This window comes from Pseudomonas sp. FW305-7, from assembly GCF_058786735.1.
Genome location: NZ_JBYSZA010000010.1, coordinates 22,258 through 43,643 on the forward strand (window position 1 = coordinate 22,258; position 21,386 = coordinate 43,643).

At 59.9% G+C, this 21,386-nt stretch carries 17 protein-coding genes and 1 pseudogene; 6 read left to right on the forward strand and 12 right to left on the reverse strand.

The genetic code is table 11. The features are described from left to right. Window positions 1-34 precede the first annotated feature (34 nt). The 4 genes from hutU to hutC form a co-directional block, all read right to left on the reverse strand. Window positions 35-1,720: a urocanate hydratase gene (hutU, locus tag AC3WMT_RS14175; protein WP_103304239.1), complete on the reverse strand. Its 1,686-nt coding sequence runs from the start codon at window positions 1,718-1,720 to the stop codon at window positions 35-37. Window positions 1,721-1,905: 185 nt separating this feature from the next. Further along, on the reverse strand, window positions 1,906-2,166 hold the full coding sequence (locus tag AC3WMT_RS14180) for a hypothetical protein (protein ID WP_146041239.1): 261 nt from the start codon (window positions 2,164-2,166) through the stop codon (window positions 1,906-1,908). 46 nt (window positions 2,167-2,212) lie between these two features. Beyond that, window positions 2,213-2,785 carry a HutD/Ves family protein gene (locus AC3WMT_RS14185; protein WP_103304220.1) on the reverse strand — a complete coding sequence of 191 codons (573 nt, stop codon included), beginning with the start codon at window positions 2,783-2,785 and terminating at the stop codon, window positions 2,213-2,215. Next, complete coding sequence (hutC, locus tag AC3WMT_RS14190) at window positions 2,782-3,492, reverse strand: histidine utilization transcriptional repressor HutC (RefSeq protein WP_162130175.1); 711 nt, start codon at window positions 3,490-3,492, stop codon at window positions 2,782-2,784. Before hutC ends, AC3WMT_RS14185 begins: the two co-directional genes overlap by 4 nt. 145 nt (window positions 3,493-3,637) lie before the next feature. Between hutC and AC3WMT_RS14195 the strand changes: the two genes are divergently transcribed. Continuing rightward, the gene (locus tag AC3WMT_RS14195) at window positions 3,638-5,002 is read left to right on the forward strand and encodes a formimidoylglutamate deiminase (protein ID WP_103304219.1); all 1,365 of its coding nucleotides are present in this window, start codon (window positions 3,638-3,640) and stop codon (window positions 5,000-5,002) included. Window positions 5,003-5,144: 142 nt separating this feature from the next. Here AC3WMT_RS14195 and AC3WMT_RS14200 read toward each other — a convergent pair whose 3' ends face one another. Both AC3WMT_RS14200 and AC3WMT_RS14205 read right to left on the reverse strand, forming a co-directional pair. Further along, window positions 5,145-5,714: a lipocalin family protein gene (locus AC3WMT_RS14200; protein WP_103304218.1), complete on the reverse strand. Its 570-nt coding sequence runs from the start codon at window positions 5,712-5,714 to the stop codon at window positions 5,145-5,147. Between the two features lie 30 nt (window positions 5,715-5,744). Beyond that, window positions 5,745-5,999, reverse strand: a complete 255-nt coding sequence (locus AC3WMT_RS14205) for a lipoprotein (protein WP_034152995.1) — start codon at window positions 5,997-5,999, stop codon at window positions 5,745-5,747. A 293-nt stretch (window positions 6,000-6,292) separates the two neighbouring features. Between AC3WMT_RS14205 and AC3WMT_RS14210 the strand changes: the two are divergent. The 4 genes and pseudogenes from AC3WMT_RS14210 to AC3WMT_RS14225 all read left to right on the forward strand — a co-directional run. Beyond that, window positions 6,293-7,315 (forward strand): annotated as a pseudogene (locus AC3WMT_RS14210) (HAMP domain-containing protein); the annotation flags it as partial. Window positions 7,316-7,408: 93 nt separating this feature from the next. Further along, complete coding sequence (locus tag AC3WMT_RS14215; RefSeq protein ID WP_371850962.1) at window positions 7,409-8,173, forward strand: methyl-accepting chemotaxis protein; 765 nt, start codon at window positions 7,409-7,411, stop codon at window positions 8,171-8,173. 222 nt (window positions 8,174-8,395) lie between these two features. Next, the gene (locus tag AC3WMT_RS14220) at window positions 8,396-8,668 is read left to right on the forward strand and encodes a type II toxin-antitoxin system Phd/YefM family antitoxin (protein WP_095190102.1); all 273 of its coding nucleotides are present in this window, start codon (window positions 8,396-8,398) and stop codon (window positions 8,666-8,668) included. Next, a complete protein-coding gene (locus AC3WMT_RS14225) occupies window positions 8,665-8,997 on the forward strand; it encodes a type II toxin-antitoxin system RelE/ParE family toxin (protein ID WP_103304216.1) in 333 nt (110 codons plus the stop codon). The genes AC3WMT_RS14220 and AC3WMT_RS14225 overlap by 4 nt, the downstream gene beginning before the upstream one ends. 1 nt (window position 8,998) lies before the next feature. Here AC3WMT_RS14225 and AC3WMT_RS14230 read toward each other — a convergent pair whose 3' ends face one another. From AC3WMT_RS14230 to AC3WMT_RS14250, 5 genes are all read right to left on the reverse strand, one after another. Then, window positions 8,999-9,601 (reverse strand): DUF924 family protein, encoded by a 603-nt coding sequence (locus tag AC3WMT_RS14230; RefSeq protein WP_103304215.1) that lies wholly within the window; start codon window positions 9,599-9,601, stop codon window positions 8,999-9,001. A gap of 3 nt (window positions 9,602-9,604) precedes the next feature. Next, window positions 9,605-10,615 carry a class 1 fructose-bisphosphatase gene (locus AC3WMT_RS14235; RefSeq protein WP_007909265.1) on the reverse strand — a complete coding sequence of 337 codons (1,011 nt, stop codon included), beginning with the start codon at window positions 10,613-10,615 and terminating at the stop codon, window positions 9,605-9,607. A gap of 338 nt (window positions 10,616-10,953) precedes the next feature. Next, window positions 10,954-12,318: a DUF3999 domain-containing protein gene (locus tag AC3WMT_RS14240; RefSeq protein ID WP_103304214.1), complete on the reverse strand. Its 1,365-nt coding sequence runs from the start codon at window positions 12,316-12,318 to the stop codon at window positions 10,954-10,956. Further along, window positions 12,315-15,911, reverse strand: a complete 3,597-nt coding sequence (locus AC3WMT_RS14245) for a DUF2339 domain-containing protein (RefSeq protein WP_103304213.1) — start codon at window positions 15,909-15,911, stop codon at window positions 12,315-12,317. The genes AC3WMT_RS14240 and AC3WMT_RS14245 overlap by 4 nt, the downstream gene beginning before the upstream one ends. A gap of 291 nt (window positions 15,912-16,202) precedes the next feature. Beyond that, a complete protein-coding gene (locus AC3WMT_RS14250) occupies window positions 16,203-18,653 on the reverse strand; it encodes a glycogen/starch/alpha-glucan phosphorylase (RefSeq protein ID WP_103304212.1) in 2,451 nt (816 codons plus the stop codon). Between the two features lie 260 nt (window positions 18,654-18,913). Here AC3WMT_RS14250 and AC3WMT_RS14255 point away from each other — a divergent pair, with 260 nt between their 5' ends. Continuing rightward, window positions 18,914-19,351 (forward strand): YkgJ family cysteine cluster protein, encoded by a 438-nt coding sequence (locus tag AC3WMT_RS14255; RefSeq protein WP_008080573.1) that lies wholly within the window; start codon window positions 18,914-18,916, stop codon window positions 19,349-19,351. A gap of 214 nt (window positions 19,352-19,565) precedes the next feature. Here AC3WMT_RS14255 and typA read toward each other — a convergent pair whose 3' ends face one another. Then, complete coding sequence (gene typA / locus AC3WMT_RS14260) at window positions 19,566-21,386, reverse strand: translational GTPase TypA (RefSeq protein WP_003220792.1); 1,821 nt, start codon at window positions 21,384-21,386, stop codon at window positions 19,566-19,568.

The following is a 21,386-nucleotide window of genomic DNA, read 5'->3' on the forward strand; positions in this document are numbered from 1 at the left end:
CGCTTTCGCTGGCAAGCCAGCTCCCACAGGATCTTTATTTACCGGTAATCATCGGCAGGTTCAGACCCTGCTCCTTGGCGCAGTCGATGGCGATCTGGTAACCGGCATCGGCGTGACGCATGACGCCGGTAGCCGGGTCGTTGTGCAGCACGCGCGCAATACGTTCGGCCGCTTCGTCAGTACCGTCGCAGACAATCACCATGCCCGAGTGCTGGGAGAAGCCCATGCCGACGCCGCCGCCGTGGTGCAGGGAAACCCAGGTCGCGCCGCTCGCGGTATTGAGCAGAGCGTTGAGCAATGGCCAGTCGGACACGGCGTCGGAACCGTCCTGCATCGATTCGGTTTCGCGGTTCGGGCTGGATACCGAACCGGAGTCGAGGTGGTCGCGACCGATCACGATCGGTGCCGACAGCTCGCCGCTGCGGACCATCTCGTTGAAGGCCAGACCGAGCTTGGCGCGCAGACCCAGACCCACCCAGCAGATACGTGCCGGCAGACCCTGGAAGCTGATGCGCTCGCGGGCCATGTCCAGCCAGTTGTGCAGGTGCGCGTCGTCCGGGATCAGTTCTTTGACCTTGGCGTCGGTTTTGTAGATGTCTTGCGGATCGCCCGACAGCGCCGCCCAGCGGAACGGGCCGATGCCACGGCAGAACAGCGGACGGATATAGGCCGGTACGAAGCCCGGGAAGTCGAACGCGTTTTCGACGCCCTCTTCCTGCGCCATCTGACGGATGTTGTTGCCGTAGTCGAAGGTCGGAATGCCTTGCTTCTGGAATTCCAGCATGGCTTTGACGTGCACGGCCATCGACTGCTTGGCGGCTTTGATCACAGCGGCCGGTTCAGTTTTGGCGCGGGCGCGGTACTCGTCCCAGGTCCAGCCGGCCGGCAGGTAACCGTTGAGTGGATCGTGGGCGCTGGTCTGGTCGGTGACCATGTCCGGGCGTACGCCGCGCTTGACCAGCTCCGGGAGAATTTCAGCGGCGTTACCCAGCAGCGCGATGGAGATGGCTTTGCCTTCTTTGGTGTACTTGTCGATGCGCGCCAGGGCGTCGTCGAGGTCTTTGGCTTGCTCGTCGACATAACGGCTTTTCAGGCGGAAATCGATGCTCACTTGCTGGCATTCGATGTTCAGCGAGCAAGCACCGGCCAGGGTGGCGGCCAGTGGTTGAGCACCGCCCATGCCACCGAGACCTGCGGTCAGGACCCACTTGCCGGTGAGGTTGTCGTTGTAGTGCTGGCGACCGGCTTCAACGAAGGTTTCGTAGGTGCCTTGAACGATGCCCTGGCTGCCGATATATATCCAGCTGCCGGCGGTCATCTGGCCGTACATGGCCAGGCCTTTGGCGTCGAGTTCGTTGAAGTGTTCCCAGCTCGCCCAGTGTGGAACCAGGTTGGAGTTGGCGATCAGTACGCGCGGGGCGTTGCTGTGGGTCTTGAACACGCCGACCGGCTTGCCGGATTGCACCAGCAGGGTCTCGTCGTCGTTCAGATTGGTCAGGCTCTCGACGATCTTGTCGTAGCACTCCCAGTTACGCGCAGCGCGACCGATACCACCGTAGACCACCAATTCTTTCGGGTTCTCGGCGACTTCCGGATCGAGGTTGTTCATCAGCATGCGCAGCGGCGCTTCGGTCAGCCAGCTCTTGGCGGTCAGCTTGTTGCCGCGTGCGGCGCGGATTTCTACGTCACGATGCTTTGTAAATGTAGTAGCAGTGGTCATCTTGTTGTCAGTCACGAAAAAGACTCCTCAGCGATCAATTCAAACCAACCCTGGCAGTGGGCAAGCAGCCTGTGCGCTTCTATGCGCGACAAGCGAATCAGTGGACGCTGCGGACTTATACGCATACGTCTTTACTTGTACATACAAGCATATGCAATCAAGCGGCCAACTTGCTGGAGGAGTGTTCAAGAAAAATCGTGGATGAGGCTGGAGAGCGCCTGAAACAAGGGTTCGGGCGTGGATGAAATTTTTCGCGAGGGATTTTGTGGAAGGCTGATGGTTGTTACGTGGGCGCGGTTTTGCTCCACGCTGGGGCGTTCGGTAACAAGTTGGTGCACCAAAGAAACAAGAAGTGTGAATGCACTTGTGGCGAGGGGATTTATCCCCGATGGGCTGCGCAGCAGCCCCTGCTTTCTAAACAAAAGCAGTGCCGCTTCGCGCCCCATCGGGGATAAATCACCTCACCACAAGTGTTTTATATGAGCAGGGAGATCAGCGCGTAGTCAGTTCGATCACGCAGCAACCGCCATTGACCGCAACCTCAACCAGCCCGGTGTTACCGTCCAGTTGCAGGCAATCATGCCGTCCAAGCTGTGCGGTCTTTTCACCGACCGCCACTGCCAGCAACTCACTGACACTGAACACCAGCACCGTCCCCGCCGAACTGAAAAACCGCTGCTCGCCATTCAGCCACTGCAAGCGTGCGCGGTAACGCTGCGGCGCGTAGATCAGGTTGAAGTCGCGGATCGCGCCACCGAGCAGTGTGCAGGACACCTGACTTTCGCCGCTGAAAGCAAACGGGTCGAGCGGTAACAATGGCCGAGTATCGTCACCGTCCACACACAGGGTCATGCCGTCGCCCTGCAACACGGTGATCACCCGCTGGTATCCGGCGAAGGTTGAAAAACCGCCCGACTCGGCGATGTCGGCAATCGACAGCCGCCAGCCAAAACCATCCAGACCGGCACCCGCGTCACGGGTGATTTCTTCAGTGCTGCCGCCGCCGTTTTTCCACGGCATGCGCGGGTAGCCTTCGGCACGTAAAACCTTCACTTCACTGCTCATTTATGAAAGCGTCCTTCCAGACGATGACGAGAACCCGGGTGAATCAATCGTGCGGCGGTAACCGGCTGACGCCCCGACCACGTGCGACGACGGATCAGCAGGCACGGCTCGCCCTTCTCGATCTGCAGCAACTTGCACTCGGACGATTCGGCGAGGATCGCTTCAACCACGTGCTCGCCTTCGGTCAGTGGCGCGACCTGATTCAAATAGGCATAAGGGGTTTGCAGGGTGAAGTCCTGCTTGAGGTATTCCGGGGCGACCAGCGCGTTGACGAAGCGGTCTTCGATTTGCACCGGAATGTCGTTTTCGTAATGCACGATCAGCGAGTGGAACACCTTCTGCCCTTCGCGCATGTCCAGCGCCAGCGCACGTTCGGAACCGGCGGCCTCTTCTTCGAGGGTGATCACCTGGCAGGTGTGGCGATGACCACGGGAGGCGATTTCGTCGGCGATGTTGTGCACTTCGAACAGCGCGGACTGGCTCTTCGGCTCGGCAACGAAAGTGCCGACGCCCTGCATACGCACCAACAGACCATCAGCGGTCATTTCGCGCAACGCGCGGTTGATGGTCATGCGGCTGAAGCCGAGCTGATTGACCAGCTCACTTTCCGACGGCACGCGGTAGTGCGGCGGCCAGTTACCGCTGTCGATCTGCTGGGTGATCATCTGTTTGACGCGCGCGTACAAGGGCGCCGGACTGTCGCCCATATTCGCGGCCAACGGGGAAACTGGAGGCGGAGTCGGCACGGTTGATCCTTGTTCGTCGGTAGAGGTTGCTAGCTTGCCGGAGTTTACCGGGCAGGCAAACGTCTGTATATGTATATACAAATAACACACGATGGGGTGCTGAACCATGTCCGCCTTCTTTGCCGAACGCGCGCTGCTGCCTAACGGATGGGCCAACAATGTACGTCTTGAGGTCAGCGCCGATGGCCTGCTGACCCGAATCCAGGCCGATTCCACCGCAGATGGCGCCGAACGGCTGAGCGGTCCGTTGCTGCCGGGGATGCCCAATCTGCACTCCCATGCCTTCCAGCGCGCAATGGCCGGGTTGGCCGAAGTGGCCGGCAACCCCAACGACAGTTTCTGGACGTGGCGCGATCTGATGTATCGGCTCGTCGGAAAAATCAGTCCGGATCAACTCGGCGTCATCGCCCGTCAGCTGTACATCGAAATGCTCAAGGCTGGTTATACCTCGGTCGCCGAATTCCATTACGTGCACCACGACAGCAACGGTCAGCCGTATGCGGACCCGGCTGAACTGGCGTTGCGCATCAGTCAGGCGGCCAGTGAAAGCGGCATCGGTCTGACCCTGCTGCCGGTGCTCTACAGCCACGCAGGCTTCGGCGGCCAGACACCCAACGATGGCCAGCGCCGCTTTATCAACAGCAGCGAAAACTACTTGAATCTGCAATCACGCTTGCAGCCGCTGCTGGCTCAGCAAAAGGCGCAATCATTGGGTCTGTGCTTCCACTCGCTGCGCGCGGTCACACCGCAGCAGATCAGCGAAGTATTGGCCGCCAGCGACAAGCAATGCCCGGTGCACATCCACATCGCCGAACAGCAAAAGGAAGTCGACGACTGCCTGAGCTGGAGCGGCCGCCGCCCGCTGCAATGGCTCTATGAAAACGCCGAAGTCGATCAGCGCTGGTGCCTGGTCCACGCCACTCATGCCAACCCGGAAGAAGTCACGCTGATGGCCAAGAGTCGCGCCATCGCCGGTCTGTGCCTGACTACCGAAGCGAACCTGGGCGACGGGATTTTCCCGGCGGTGGATTTCCTCGCTCAAGGCGGACGCATGGGTATCGGTTCCGACAGCCATGTGTCGCTCAGTGTCGTCGAGGAGTTGCGCTGGCTGGAATACGGTCAGCGTCTGCGTGATCAGCGGCGTAACCGTTTGTATGGCGCGGATCAGCCGATGGTTGGCCGTACGCTGTATGACGCAGCGCTGGACGGTGGCGCTCAGGCATTGGGGCAGCCAATTGGTGCGCTGGAAGTCGGCAAGCGTGCGGACTGGATTGTGCTCGATGGCAACGATCCATATCTGGCGACCGCCAGTGGTGACGGGATTTTGAATCGCTGGTTGTTTGCTGGCGGGGACCGTCAGGTGCGTGACGTGCTGGTCAACGGCCAGTGGGTGGTGCGTGACGGCCGGCATGCTGGCGAAGAGGAAAGTGCACGCGCGTTCACCCTGGTTCTGCGCGACCTTTTAGGTTGACACAAGAACCTGGCTGATCGTTCCCATGCTCTGCGTGGGAATGCAGCCCGGGACGCTCTGCGTCTCAAAAGCGGACGCAGAGCGTCCATTGAGACACTCCCACGCGGAGCGTGGGAGCGATCAATTGGTTTTGCAGTGTTCTTTAATTCGAGGTCTTGGCCATCTGCCGATCCGACGCTCGCCAGATCAGTCGCGTGGTGTCGTAACCCTGTTGCCGCGCCTTGCTCAGCAGCTCTTCACGCACCACACCGTTGACGGTCGGCGTACGTGACAGCAACCACAAGTACTTGCGACTCGGATCGCCGACGATGGCGGTCTTGTAGTCGTCGCTGACGTACAACACCCAGTATTCGCCCTTCGCAACACCCGGAATCAACCGCGAGAACCAGGTATCGAACTCGACCCACAACTTGTCGGTCTTGCCCGGCACCTGTGGATAAGCCGTGCCCTTGACCTCTTCCCACTGCCAGTCCGCGGTCATGCAGCGGTTGAACACCGCGACGTTGCCATCGGGCTTGAGGGTGTAACGGGCTTCGGATTGCGCGCAATTGCGCTGGAAATACATCGGCAGACGCGCCAGCTCATACCAGGTGCCCTGATAACGCTTGAGATTGACGCTGTTGACGGTCTTCGGCGCCAACGGATCCACGCCGGAAGTGGCGCAGCCGGCCAGTACCAGGCCAGCAAAAAGGATAAGCAATAACCGCTTCATTTTTCTTCTCCGTGGGCGCGAAGCCCCGGTTTACTTCAGGCCTTGGCCGGAAAACATCAGCACTTTGTCACCGGCGTACTGCACGCTGATAAAGCTGTTCTTGTCGCCCCAGGTGCAACTGGACATGCCGAGCGCGCCCGAACAATCGGTTGGTTTACCGAGCAACGTTTCCACTTCGGCCTTGGCCATGCCGGCAGACAGTTTCGAGTAGTTTTCCTGGTTGACCTTGCTGCATGCGGCCAACAGCACGCAAAACGACAGCAGGGCGAGGGATCGCAGCGACATGGTGTAACTCCTGGAACGAGGGGGGATGGCATGGTGCCAACCAGAAGCTTAGAAGAGAAAACCCTCTTCTGGTTCCCTCGACCGAGGGCTATTTATCTCGCCACTCGTCCGGCATTTGTCGCTAAATCAGACACTTTGTAGGGCTATTGAGCATTTCGTCGCATTTCGCAAAAGACGCCTAATCTTTGGCGCGCCGCAGTCGAAATAAGAGCAGCGCAAAGCCCCCGAGTGTGGCAAATTGCCGCCCTTTCTTGACCAGCCCCTTCGCGGTAGTTCATTCGATGACCAGAAACATGAAATTCAGCCACAAGATCTTGTTGGCTGCCGCCCTCGTGGTGGCCGTTGCGTTCGCCTGTTTCATTTTCTTCAACGACTATCGACAGCGCGAAGCTTTGGGCAGCAGCACCGAAGCGTCGATGCAGGAACTGGGCAGCCTGACCACCAGCAACATCCAGACCTGGCTGGAAAGCCGCATTCAGTTGCTGCAGTCGCTGTCGCAACAAGTGGCCGTCGACGGCAACGCTCCCGCCAGCCTGAAACGCATCATCGACCTGCCCGCCTACACCGGCAATTTCCAGCTGAGCTACTTCGGCGGTGCTGACGGCGTAATGTTCTCGGTCCCTGCCGGCAACCGCGCACCTGACTATGACCCCCGCGCCCGTGGCTGGTACAAAGCGGCCAACAGCGCGCAACAGACCATCGTCACCGAACCGTACATTGCCGCCTCGTCGGGCAAACTGGTGATCACCGTCGCCACCCCGGTACAACGCCTGGGTCAGATGATTGGTGTGGCCGGTGCCGACATCGACCTGACCAGTGTCAGCGCGATCATCAACTCGCTGAACTTCGGCGGCCATGGCCACGCGTTCATCGTCAGTGCCGACGGCAAAATCCTGATTCACCCGGACAGCAAACTGGTGCTCAAGACCCTCGCCGAGGCCTACCCCAACGGCGCGCCGAAAGTCAGCCCGGGCCTGAAAGAAGTCGAGTTCGACGGCAAGACCCAACTGATCTCGTTCACCCGCGTCAACGGCGTACCGTCGGCCGACTGGTACGTGGCGCTGGTGCTGGACAAGGACACCGCGTTCTCGATGCTCAGCGAATTCCGTACCTCGGCGCTGATCGCCATGGTCATTGCCGTGGTGATCATCATCGCCCTGCTCGGCATGCTGATCCGCGTGCTGATGCAGCCGCTGCTGACCATGGGCCGTGCGATGCACGACATCGCCGAAGGTGAAGGCGACCTGACCAAGCGTCTGGTGATCCATGGCAACGATGAGTTCGGCGCGCTGGGCACGTCCTTCAACCGTTTCGTCGAACGTATCCACACCTCGATCCGCGAAGTGTCCTCGGCCACCGGCCAAGTCAACGAAGTCGCCCTGCGCGTGGTCGCCGCCTCGAACTCGTCGATGTACAACTCCGACCAGCAAGCGACACGCACCAACAGCGTCGCGGCGGCGATCAACCAGCTCGGCGCCGCCGCCCAGGAAATCGCCCAGAACGCCGCGCTCGCCTCGCAACACTCCAGCGATGCGCGCAGCCTCGCGGTCGACGGCCAGCAGGTTGTGGATAAAACCATCCAGGCCATGCAGCAGCTGTCGGCGAAGATCAGCGATTCGTGCGGCAACATCGAAACCCTGAACAGCAACACGGTGAACATCGGTCAGATTCTGGAAGTGATCACCAGCATCTCGCAGCAGACCAACCTGTTGGCACTGAACGCCGCCATCGAAGCCGCCCGTGCCGGTGAGGCGGGTCGTGGTTTCGCCGTGGTCGCCGACGAAGTCCGCAACCTCGCGCACCGCACCCAGGATTCGGCGCAGCAAGTGCAGAAGATGATCGAAGAGCTGCAAGTCGGCGCGCGTCAGGCCGTGAGCATCATGACCGAGAGCCAGCGCGAGAGCGAAAGCAGCGTCGGCATCGCCAACCAGGCCGGCGAACGTCTGGGCAGCGTGACCCAGCGCATCGGCGAAATCGACGGGATGAACCAGTCGGTGGCCACCGCGACTGAAGAGCAGACGGCGGTGGTCGAGTCGATTAACGTGGACATCAACGAGATCAACACGCTGAATCAGGAAGGTGTGGAGAACTTGCAGGCGACGTTGCGGGCTTGTTCGGATCTGGAGCAGCAGGCGGCGCGGCTGAAGCAGTTGGTGGGCAGCTTCCGCATTTAAGGCGCGGCCACTGGCCCTATCGCTGGCAAGCCAGCTCCCACATTGTTTTTTGGTGGAACACAAATTGTGTCAACACCGAACATACCTGTGGGAGCGGGCTTGCTCGCGAAAGCGGCATTAGTGACGAAAGAATTTTGAATTGAAACACGCTGGTCAGCTCACACTGACGGTGGACTGAATTAAGACTAAACTCAGTCCTGTTCAATTTGGCGGGATTCGATCATGAAGCTTTCATCGCAAATCAAACCGATCAGTTACTTGAAAAGCCACACGGCCGAAATAGTCAAATCAATCACAGAAAGCCGCGAGCCGCTGGTAATCACCCAAAATGGTGAAGCCAAGCTAGTGGTCATGGATGTGAAAAGCTTTGAAGAGCAAGAAGGCACGATGGCCCTGCTTAAACTTTTAGCGATGGGTAATCGGGAGATCGAAGAAGGCAAGTTCAGTGATGCTGAAGATGTCTTTACCGAACTGGATAAGGCCGATCATCAATGAGTTTAAAGGTCGTTATTCTTCAGTCCGCACAAACAGATCTCAAAGAACTTCGCAGCTACCTCGTCAGACAGTTCTCAAACCAAATTTGGCAAAGCACTTATGCCGATCTCAGGGCTGCGATTCTTGGCCTCGCAGATCTGCCTTATTCAGGCTCAATCCCCGAAGAAATCGAGAAGCTCAATCTCGGCCAATACCGCCAGATTGTGTTGGGGATGAACCGGGTTATTTATGAGGTGCGAGAAAAAACGGTTTTCATCCATATCATTGTCGACACACGAAAAAGCCTGCCGGCGCTGTTGATGAAACGGCTTCTACGAGGCAATCCTTGATTTAGAATCTTGACCCAGGCTCAGAAAGAAACACCAACTCCTCAGCCGTAGACTCCCTTCCCAACACCGCATTGCGATGCGGAAACCGGCCAAAACGCGCGATCACTTTCTGATGCCGCTCGGCATAGTCCAGGTTATCGGCAAACACCGCTCGCTCCCCTTCCGGCTGTTCAGCCACCAGATCGATAAACCGCGAAACCGCTTCGTTCTGCACCGCGAGATTTTCGCAGTGTTCAAAGACGAGGTAGATGAACACCCGCTGAATCGGCTTCAGTTGCCGATCAAAGTCCGCCGCAATGCCTTGCGCGACAAGCTTCTGCGCGCGCAGATCCCCGGAGAAGGCTTTGGGGGTGTCGCGAAAGATCATTCGCGGCAGTTGATCGAGCAGCAGCACCAGCGCCAGCCAACCTTCGGGACGTTGCGTCCACTCGGTCAATCCGCCGGCCAGGGCCTGATCGACAAAGACCCCGAAACGCTCACGAGCTTCGAGGTCTTGACTGTCTTTCTTGCCAAACCACAACCCGCCCTTGTCAGCCGAAATGTCGTCCGGTGATTCGGCGTGTCCGAACCACCAATCGAGCAACGGCTGCCAGGGCGCGGTCATGGTTTATTCCTTGTGGTAGGCCGTAGCGCGGGCCACTTCTTCTTTCGAGCCGAGGAACACCGCTACGCGCTGGTGCAGGCCTTCAGGCTGAATGTCGAGAATACGCTGGTGACCGTCGGTGGATGCGCCGCCCGCTTGTTCCACCAGGAACGACATCGGATTGGCTTCGTACATCAGACGCAGTTTGCCGGGTTTGGACGGCTCACGGCTGTCGCGCGGGTACATGAACAGACCGCCACGGGTCAGGATGCGGTGAACGTCGGCAACCATCGCCGCGACCCAACGCATGTTGTAGTTCTTCTTCAGCGGGCCTTCTTCACCGGCCAGCAGCTCGCCTACGTAGCGTTGTACCGGGGCTTCCCAGTGACGCTGGTTGGACATGTTGATGGCGAATTCCTGGGTGGACTCAGGAATGGTGATGTCTTCGTGGGTCAGCACGAAGCTACCCATTTCGCGGTCCAGAGTGAAGCCTTTGACGCCGTCGCCCAGGGTCAGCACCAGCATGGTCTGTGGGCCATAGATCGCGTAACCGGCAGCAACTTGCTGAGTGCCTGGTTGCAGGAAGGCTTTTTCGTTCAGCGGCTCGTTCTGGCTGAGGTATTCGTTCGGGCAACGCAGTACCGAGAAGATGGTGCCGACCGGAGCGTTGATGTCGATGTTCGACGAACCGTCCAGTGGGTCGAATACCAGCAAGTAGGCGCCTTTTGGGTATTTGCCCGGGATCTGGTAGGCATTGTCCATTTCTTCGGACGCCATGCCGGCCAGGTGACCGCCCCATTCGTTGGCTTCGAGCAGAATCTCGTTGGAGATCACGTCGAGCTTCTTCTGCACTTCGCCTTGCACGTTTTCAGTGCCCATGCTGCCCAGAACACCACCCAGGGCGCCTTTGGACACGGCGTGGCTGATTTCCTTACAGGCACGCGCCACCACTTCGATCAGGAAGCGCAGATCGGCAGGAGTGTTGTTGCTGCGGGTCTGCTCAATCAAATAGCGACTCAAGGTAACGCGGGACATGGACGGCTCCGGTGGAATGGGGGGCTAAAAACCCGCGCAGTTTACAGGGAGTCTGAAAACGTAGCGAGCGAAGACGCCCGGTAACGTGCGTTGGGGTGTATTTGCCTGTATGAGACGTGATTGTCGGTGGAGAGTTCAGGTAGCGGATTTAGCGTAGTACGGTTCGGGACGGGTGGTGGTTGAGTGAAGCAACAGTTTGAGGATTTTTGTTGGCTGATCGGCCCTCATCGCTGGCAAGCCAGCTCCCACAGGTTCTTTGGTGTACACAAGATATGTGAACGACAGAGATTACTGTGGGAGCTGGCTTGCCAGCGATTGGCGCGCAGCGCCAGCCATTCTCAGGAATTGGCCGGAGGTTTACGCAGCAGACTGAACGCCATCGCCCCAAGGAAAACCACACTGAGCAGCAACACCGCCCACAATCCGATCTTCTTCCAATTGGTCTCAGCCACCGCCGCCGTCGTTGCCGTCGAAGTCTGCGTGACCACCACGTCACCCTGCACCGTCGCCTTACCCAACGTCGCCAGTTTCTCCGGTTTGAAATCGGGGATCAGCGTCGACAACGGCAAATTCGCCGTTCGCACGCTCGGATTGCCCAACGCCAGGCTGTACGGCCCGTCCCCACGCGCCAGGAAGATCACCTGAGTCGCCCGCACCGCGTATTTCATACTCGGCGCCTGCTCACCCAAACCGCCGCCACGTTCATCCACCGTCAGCTTCAACTGCTGAACAGTCTGCCCGTACAGCTGCAATTCGTTCTGCACCACGTCCTGGCCATTCTGCGCCAGGCGATACAACAAACCACTGCTCAGCGTCTGCCACGGCAGGCTGCTCTCGCGCCGACCCGCCAACGTCACTGGCGCCAAGCTGTTTGGTTGCTTCAGTTCAACCTGCACCCGCTCGACGTTGAGCCCCATCGGCAATTGCCAGGTGTATTCGCCAGCCTTGGTGCTGCTGCCGGCCAGCTCTGGCGACCAGACCAACGGCAGCGGCACGTTGCGCGGGTCGCTGCTTTTCAGTTGCGCCGAGGTCAGGGTCGGTGCCGAATTCGGCGATTCCCACAGCAGGCGCACATAGCGGGCGGATTGCCCGGGTAACGTCACTTCGTGCTGTTCGATGCGCTCATCGGAAAAGGTCAGCCGCGCCACCTGGCCTTCGCCCCACGGTTGCCAGTGCTGCAAGTCGTCACTGGCCTCGATGCTGAAACGCTGGAAGCCATCGCGCTCGCTGGTCCAGTCGAGGATCAGCTGTTGCAACGGCGCCTTGATCGCACTGGCATCGAGCAGCCAGCCACGCAGCACTTCTTCACCGGCCTCCAACTGGCTGGACGGTTGCACTTCAACCAGCGTGCCCGTGGTGGTGGATTGCACGCGCACGTTCGGCGCGCGCTCCGTGGCGTCGGCGGCGGTGTACAGCGGGAACCACTTGACCTCATGCAACTGGCCGTCGTCGCGGGTCTGCGCCGATTCGCGAGCCAAGGCATAGGCTTGCACTTCGCCAGCGGCGTTAAACACCCGCAAGTCACTCAGATCAGTCTGACGCGCCTGCAATTGCACGCTCAGCGGCAGTTCGAGGCGATACCACGGGCCATTGCCGCTGACCGTCAGCGGCACCTGCGTGGCGAAGTCCGCCGGTTTTTCCTGGGCGCCGGCCGCCATCACCACGCCCAACGCCAACCACCCCAGATTTCGCATGCGACTCAAGATGAAACTCCTTCGGTTTCCGGCACAGGCTTGCCCGCCGCCGGCTCGGCTTCGACGCGTTTGGGTGGTAGCGGCGCGAAATAGCCCACCACCAGCAACAACACGCCGACGCCGATAAACGAAACGATCCGGGCGAGACCGCCACGGTTACTCAGTTCGACAAAAATCAGTTTGGCCACTACCAGCGCAATCAGCGCCGCGCCGATCAGCCACACCTCACGACGATGACGCAAATGCCCGCCGATCATCAGCCCCAGCGCCATCAGCGTCCAGACGATGGACAACCCGGCCTGCACCAGCATCGATTCCAGCAGTTGATCCAGCTCGAACGGAATGCCCGCCCAATGATGCGCGGCACGGGTCACCAATGCCGTGCAGAAGGCGAACAGCGAAACCCCGGCGATCAGTTGCGTAGCGTTATCAGCGTAGTCCTGCCGGATCGACAACTGCGACACCGCACTGCGCGACCAGACGTAAACGCCGAACAAGGCGAACAGCAGACCCAGTTCCAGCGGATTGAGCAGTGGCACGTACGGCAGCGGTTCGGCATTGCCATCGCTGACGCCGTTGGCCAGCCAGAACCAGCCAAGCATCAGCACCGCCAGCGGTGCAGCGGCGTACAAACGGTATTCGCGGGCAAACGCCGCCACCGGCCATGGCCAGTTACGCGGTGCAGCCGCCATAAGCAGATACAGGCTCGGCAGAATCGCCCAACCCAGCCAGCGCCAGGCGTTGTATTGCTCGGACAACAGCAGCAAGCCGTAGCGCAATTCCAGCGCCAGCACGCCGATCAGCAGCCAGCAACCGAGCACATGCGCAGTGCTCAAAGCGCGGGCCGGCAGCATCGGTTGCAACCGGCGCAGACTGAAGAAGTGCACGGTGAACACCAATGCCCACGCCAGCCAGCCGAAGTCTGCCGCCGGGTGATAACGCGAATGCCACGCCGCCAATAACACCAGTCCCGCCGCCGGAATCAGCAACGTGCAGAGCAGGCCCAACGCCGGCCATTTCAGACGCAGAGACAACAAGGTCCAGAGTGCGACACTCAGTGCCGCGACCAACAACAAAAGTGTGCCCTGTAGATTCAACGGCGCAAATCGCAGCACCTCGCTGACCCACGCCAGCGCCCACCAACCGGCGCCCCACACCAGCGAGACCTCGGACAAGCGTTGCAAACTCAGCGCATCAAATGCCGAGGCGTGATTACCCAATTGCAGACGCCACGCGCCGATCATCGCCGCCAGCCCCAGCACCAACGGAGTCCAGAAGCCGCCGTGGGCCAACGGCTTCAGCCCTTCGCTGGACAGCGGCCCGAGCAACTCGGGGCCGGCCAGCAAAAACGCCGCGCCACCGATCAACTGCAACAGCAGACCGAAGACAAAACTCACACGCTGCTTGAGGTACAGGCTCAGCCAGATGATCAACAGACCACTCGCCGCCCACACCGCGCTCGCGGTCTGCCACGGCAGCACGAACAGCACCGCCAGATTGATCAGCACCAGACCGGCCAACAGCACCACCGACAAGCCGCGCAGCAGACGCACGTCACCGCGCACCATCTCATCGCGCGCCGCCAGCAACATGCCGGCGATCAGCGCCAGACCGATCAGCGACGCACTGAGCAAGCCGCTCCAACCGGCACTGAACACCGCCGCAGAGTCCTCGCCCGCGCCTTGCAGACGCAACAGGAACAACGCGCCGCCGAGCAGTTGCACGGCAAATGCGGTGAACAGGAACGTGCGCGATTGCAGGCGCAGACCAACTAATAACGTTGCCAGCCCGGCCAGTGCCCAACTGATCGCCGTGCCTTGAACGAAGAAGAACAATGGCGCCAGCAGATAGAGGAAGGTCAGCCCCAGACACGCCAGCACCGGCAAGCCTTGGCGCTCCCACGGCGACGTCTGCTCCGACGCGGCTTGGCGCAGTTGATAGAAGCTGAACAGCAGCGCCGCGCCGAGCATCAATGCGCCAAGCGGAGCGCCATCGAGCAGACTGCTCTCGCCGACATTCAACTGACTGAGGAACGCCAACGCCGAACCGAGTTGCAGCAGCAAGGCAAAGGCCCGGGCGAACGGTCGATGCTGTCGCAAACCGAGCCAGAAAATCCCCGCGCCTTCCACCGCCCACGCCGCCGACGTCCAGCGCGCATCGAGCCCCAGCGGGATCGCCAGACTGGCAAAAATCACCCCGAGCGCCAGACAGGTCTCACCCAGCAAAATCGCGCGTCCGCCCATCAATACCTTGGCCAGCGCCATGTAGATCATGCCCAGCGCGAGGGCGCTGAACGCGGCGGCGAACTCTAGATGCTGCACTAACGCAAACTGCAAACCGAAACCAATGATCGGCGGGCCAAACAACATCGTCCCATCAACGTAATCGCCCTTGCGCGCCGACCATTGCAGGAGCGCGTCACGGTCGCCGTCCGCCGGCGCGTCGGGCATGTCGAGCAACTTGCGCCGAGCGAACAGCAGGCCGATGGCGAGGTACATCAGGAAGAACAGAATCAGGAACGGCTCGGTGCTCCACAAAAGCTCCGGCGTGTACGAACGCAGGCCCCAGGCGAAACCGATGCCGAAGGTGCCGACGAAGCCGATCAGGTTGAGCAGCCGCCAGGCCTTGAACCAGGCGATGGTGAGAATGCCAGCGTTGAGCAAGGCGAAATAACTGAACAACGCGACATGGTTGCCAGCGCCGGTCGAGGTCAGGATCGGCGCGGCGAAACCGCCCAGCGCGGCCACCGCTGCCAGCGCCAGCGAGTCTTGGGTGATCGCCAGAATCGCCGAGAACACCGTCACCGCCACCAGCAAGCCAAGTGCCGCCGAAGGATCAAGCAACGGATGCAAACGCATCGCCGCAAACACCGTCAGGTACAGCACCGCGATCCCGGTGCCTTGCAGCATCAACGCGTAATGGCTGTTGCGATGACGTAGCCACCAGCCCAGCGCCAGCAGGCCCAGCGCCGCCGCCGCGACCCCGGCGTAACGCAACTCGATCGGCACGACCATGCCTTCGGTGGCGTAGCGCAGCAGGAATGCCAGACCGAAGAACAACAGCACCACACCGACGCGCAGCACGGTGTTGCCGCCGAACAGCCAGTTACGCGCCGCGTCGAGGCCGCGCTCGATGAGATTCGGGCCACGGGGCTCGGCTGGTTGTCGGGGTTCAGGTTCAGGCGTAACGGCGTCCAGACGCCAGACATCGTCCGGTAGCTGTTGGCTGGTTTCGCGAGCGACGGCGGATAGCGGTTCCAGATCGGCCGGCAGTTCCCAGACCAGTTCTGGGGCTGGAATCGGCGCCTCTTCGACAACTTTGGCGGGTTCGGCGACTGGCTCGGCGGCAGGTGCCGCACTCGGAGGTGGCGCTGCACGGAGCGGCGCGCCTTCCAGCAAAAACAGACGCTGTTCGACGGCCTGCAAGGCGACTTTCGCCTGTTCAAATTGACGCTGCTGTTCCGCCGCCTGCGAGCCAAGCCGCGCGATGCGGATCGTCTGCCCGATCGCCAAACCCAGCAACGCGCCCAACAGCGCCGAGCTGAACGACTCATCGAGCAGCCAGCCAAGCACCAGCCCGATCAACATGAACATCCATTGCATGGTCGATATCCCTAAGCGGCCCCAAGGCGGGGCGAGTCCGGCGATTGCCTCAGTCTAGGCACAAACCCTGTAGGAGTGAGCCTTTGTGGCGAGGGGATTCATCCCCGATGGGGTGCGAAGCGGCCCAAAGAATCTTGGGACAGCTGCGCTGTCCATCGGGGATAAATCCCCTCGCCACAGGGTTCAATCCTTTCAGTGATATGCGGCGCCTGATGCGGCCCGCTAACCGGCGCTCAGTATATCGATCCGGCCCAACAAACGTTGGGCCTTGCGCACAATTGTTGCGGAAAGTTACTCCAGCGCTTTCCAGATGTCGGTGGCGTACTCGCGAATCGTCCGGTCGGACGAGAACCAGCCCATCCGCGCGGTGTTGAGCACCGCCGAACGCCACCAGTTGTTGCTGTCGTGCCAGTGCTCTTCGACGCGTTTCTGCGCTTCCCAGTAGGAATCGAAGTCGGCACAGACGAGGAAGCGGTCGTAGTCCACCAGCGAATCGATCAGCCCGGTATAACGCGACGTGTCATCCGGCGAGAACACCCCGCTGCGGATCGCTTGCAGCACATCGTTCAATCGATGGGAGGCGGCAATGTCCGGTGCGGCGCTGAACTCGTGGTTCTGTTTGCGCGCTTCAACCTGCTGGGCGCTGAGACCGAAGATGAACATGTGCTCGGCGCCGATGCGCTCGCACATTTCCACGTTGGCACCGTCCAGCGTGCCGATGGTCAGTGCGCCGTTGAGGCCGAACTTCATGTTGCTGGTGCCCGACGCCTCGAAACCGGCGGTGGATATCTGCTCGGACAAATCCGCCGCCGGAATAATGCTCTCCGCCAGGCTGACGTTGTAATTGGGCAGGAACACCACTTTCAGCAAACCACGTACGGTCGGGTCGTTGTTCACCACCCGCGCGATGTCGTTGGTCAGTTTGATGATCAGCTTGGCCTGGTGATAACTCGCGGCCGCTTTACCGGCGAAGATTTTCACTCGCGGCACCCAGTCGACTTCAGGCTCGGCGCGAATGGCCTGATACAGCGCCACGGTGTGAAGCAGGTTGAGCAACTGGCGTTTGTATTCGTGGATCCGTTTGACCTGGACGTCGAACATCGCCGCCGGATTGACCGCGATGCCCAGACGCTCGTGAATCAGATAGGCCAGGGCTTTTTTGCTGTGCAGGCGCTGCTCGGCAAAGGCTTTGCGGAACGCAGTTTTCTCGGCGAACGGTTCCAGATCAAGCAAGCGTTCTTCGGGGTTATCCAGCACATCCGGGCCGAGAGAATCGACCAGCATCGAGGTCAGTTCAGAGTTGGCCTGGAACAACCAACGGCGGAAGGTGATGCCGTTGGTTTTGTTGTTGATCCGCTCCGGGTAGAGCTTGTGCAGTTCGGCAAACACGGTTTTGCGCATCAGTTGCGTGTGCAGCCCGGACACGCCATTGACGCTGTGCGAACCAAGAAACGCGAGGTTGCCCATACGCACCCGGCGACCGTTGTCTTCCTCGATCAGCGACACCGCGCGCAGCACGTCGAAATCGTGAATGCCTTTGGCACGCAGCGAGTCGATGTGCTGGGCATTGATCAGATAGATGATCTGCATGTGTCGCGGCAGCATGCGTTCCATCAAACCGACTGGCCAGGTTTCCAGCGCTTCCGGCAGCAACGTGTGGTTGGTGTACGACAGCGTGTCGACGGTGACTTGCCACGCCGCATCCCAGGCCACGTCGTAGACGTCGACCAGTTGGCGCATCAGTTCGGCGACGGCAATCGAGGGGTGCGTGTCGTTGAGCTGGATCGCCGCGTGATCGCCCAAGGTCAGCACCGAGGTGTGCATGTTGCGATGACGCCGCAGCAAATCCTGCAAGGAGGCGGCGACGAAGAAGTATTCCTGGCGCAGACGCAGTTCCTGCCCCGCTTCAGTGCTGTCCGCCGGGTAGAGCACGCGGGAGATGCTTTCAGCACGGGCCACTTCGGCGACAGCACCGAGGTGGTCACCGGCGTTGAAACGCTCCAGGTGCAAATCTTCCATGGCCCGGGCACGCCACAGGCGCAAGGTGTTGACGCTCGCTCCGCGCCAGCCGACTACGGGTGTGTCATAGGCAATCGCGCGGACGGTCTCCGCTGGCGACCAGACTTGCTTGGTTTTGCCGCTGGCATCAGTGACGGTTTCGACGCTGCCACCAAAGCCGATGCTGTAAACGACTTCTGGCCGTTCGAACTCCCACGGGTTGCCGAAATCCAGCCAATGCTCCGTCTGTTCTTGCTGCCAGCCATCGACGATCGCTTGGCGGAACAAGCCATGTTCATAACGAATGCCGTAGCCGTGTCCGGCGATGCCGAGGGTCGACATGCTTTCCATGAAGCACGCCGCCAGACGACCGAGGCCGCCGTTGCCGAGCGCCGCATCCGGCTCCAGCAGTCGGATGCGTTCCAGATCGACACCGAGTTCGGTCAACGCTTCACGGGCGACGTCGAGCAGGCCGAGGTTGCTCAGGCTGTCATAGAGCAAACGGCCGATGAGAAATTCCAGCGAGAGGTAGTACACCCGCTTCTGACCTTTGCGGTAGATCTGGCGCGTGTGGTCCATCCAGTGCTCGACCATGTGGTCGCGCGCGGCCAAAGCAATCGCTTCAAACCAGTCATGGTCGAAGGCGTGATCGGGGTCTTTACCCACCGCATAGGTGAGTTTGGTCAGGACGGCGTCGCGGAATGCGGCCACCTCTGCTTCGCGAACTAGTGGTTCTTGAGTCATCGATAGGACCTCGAGCGAGCGGGGAATTGTCTGAGCCTAGACGGTCTGACCGACGGTAGCGGCGCAGGTTCGGCAGTTTTTCCTGAGACGGTGAGATGGCCCGGCATTACCCTGGCGGATGAGCTAATGAATGCAGGGGCCGTGCCGAACTGTCCGGCAAAAAGCCTGCATGCAGAAAAAATCTGGCGAAAGGTTGTTCAAAAATCCACCAGTCCCGGTATGATCGCGCGCCCTGATGCACACACGCCTGGTAACTCCCGATGATGAAGCCCAACCTGATTGCTGCCGCCGAGATCGATCGTCTCGATACGTGGGCCAAATATTCGGCCCCGATGTGCGGTTCCTGCATCTCCAGCTGCTGCACGCTGCCAGTCGAGGTGAAGATCAAGGATCTGGTGCGCATCGGTGTGGTCGACGAGTTCGAACTGGGCGATCCGCCGAAGAACATCGCCAAGCGCCTGCAAAAGGAAGGGCTGGTCGAACGCTTCAATCAGAAGTCGGGGATCTTTACCCTCCAGCGCATGAGCAACAACGATTGCTACTACCTGGATCGTAAGAGCCGCCTGTGCACCATTTATGACAAGCGCCCTGATACCTGCCGCAATCACCCGAAGATCGGCCCGCGTCCGGGGTATTGTGCGTACAAGCCGAAGGAAGTGGTGCGCGAACAGAATTTCCGGGCGATCGAGAAGTTTTGATCTGCCCTGAAACGTTCAGCGGCTGATCGGCCGCCATCGCTGGCAAGCCAGCTCCCACAATGATTGTGGTCGTACACATATTTTATATACGACCCATAACCCAGTGGGAGCTGGCTTGCCAGCGATAGGCCAGTGCACACACCACACAAATCCCAGACAAACAAAAACGCCCCCGGTCTCGCGACCGGGGGCGTTTTTTCAAGCTCGGGCTAAATTACGCCTTGGCTTTCTTGGCAGCGCGGGTACGCTCGCTTTCGTCCAGGATCTTCTTGCGAAGACGGATGGACTTAGGAGTAACTTCGCACAGCTCGTCTTCCTGGATGTATTCCAGAGCCTGTTCTAGAGTAAAGCGAACAGGTGGTACCAGAGCGATGGTTTCGTCTTTACCCGAAGCACGCATGTTGTCGAGCTTCTTGCCTTTGGTTGGGTTCACACCCAGGTCGTTGTCGCGGCTGTTCTGACCAACGATTTGACCGTTGTAGATCTCCTGGCCGTGTTCTACGAACAGCTTGCCACGAGCCTGCAGGGTTTCCAGCGAGTAGGTCAGTGCCTTGCCGGTTTCAACCGAAACCAGAACGCCGTTCTGACGGCCGGACATGTGGCCCGACTTCACTGGAGCGTAACGGTCGAAGATCGAGGTCAGGATGCCAGCACCGTTGGTCAGGGTCAGGAACTGGTTACGGAAACCGATCAGACCGCGAGCAGGGATGTTGTATTCCAGACGAACACGGCCCTTGCCATCCGGCACCATGTTGCTCAGGTCGCCCTTACGCAGACCCATCTCTTCCATGACCTTGCCCTGCGATTCTTCAGGGATGTCGATGGTCACGTTTTCGAACGGTTCCTGCTTCACGCCGTCAACTTCACGGATGATCACTTCAGGACGGCCCAGGGCCAGCTCGAAGCCTTCGCGACGCATGGTTTCGATCAGTACCGAGAGGTGCAGCTCACCACGGCCGGAAACCTTGAACTTGTCAGCCGAGTCGCCTTCTTCAACGCGCAGTGCAACGTTGTACAGCAGCTCTTTGTCCAGACGATCCTTGATGTTACGCGAGGTCACGAACTTGCCTTCTTTACCGCAGAATGGCGAGTCGTTTACCTGGAAGGTCATGGAAACGGTTGGCTCGTCAACGGTCAGCGGCTTCATCGCCTCAACGGTGTTGATGTCGCACAGGGTGTCGGAGATGAACAGCTCGTCGAAGCCGCTGATGCAGACGATGTCGCCGGCCGCTGCTTCTTCAACGTCAATGCGGTGCAGACCGTGGTGACCCATCAGCTTCAGGATACGACCGTTGCGGCGCTTGCCGTCGGCGCTGATAGCGACAACCGGGGTGTTCGGCTTGACGCGACCACGAGCGATACGGCCAACACCGATAACACCCAGGAAGCTGTTGTAGTCCAGAGCGGAGATCTGCATCTGGAACGGACCATCACGGTCAACAGCCGGAGGCGGAACGTGGTCGACAACCGCTTGGTACAGCGGGGTCATGTCTTCAGCCATGGCGGTGTGATCCAGACCGGCAATGCCGTTCAGGGCCGAGGCGTAAACAACCTGGAAGTCCAGTTGTTCTTCGGTCGCACCGAGGTTGTCGAACAGGTCGAAGATCTGGTCCAGAACCCAGTCCGGACGCGCGCCTGGACGGTCTACCTTGTTGATGACCACGATTGGACGCAGGCCGGCTTCGAAAGCCTTCTTGGTCACGAAACGGGTTTGCGGCATAGGGCCGTCTTGAGCGTCAACCAGCAGCAGAACGGAGTCAACCATCGACATTACGCGTTCAACTTCGCCGCCGAAGTCGGCGTGGCCCGGGGTGTCCACGATGTTGATGTGGTAGCCGTTCCAGTTGATGGCGGTGTTTTTCGCCAGAATGGTAATACCGCGCTCTTTTTCCTGGTCGTTGGAGTCCATCACGCGCTCGTCGTTGAGCTCGTTGCGCTCCAGGGTGCCGGATTGACGCAGGAGTTTGTCTACCAGGGTGGTTTTACCATGGTCAACGTGGGCAATGATGGCGATGTTGCGTAGATTTTCGATCAC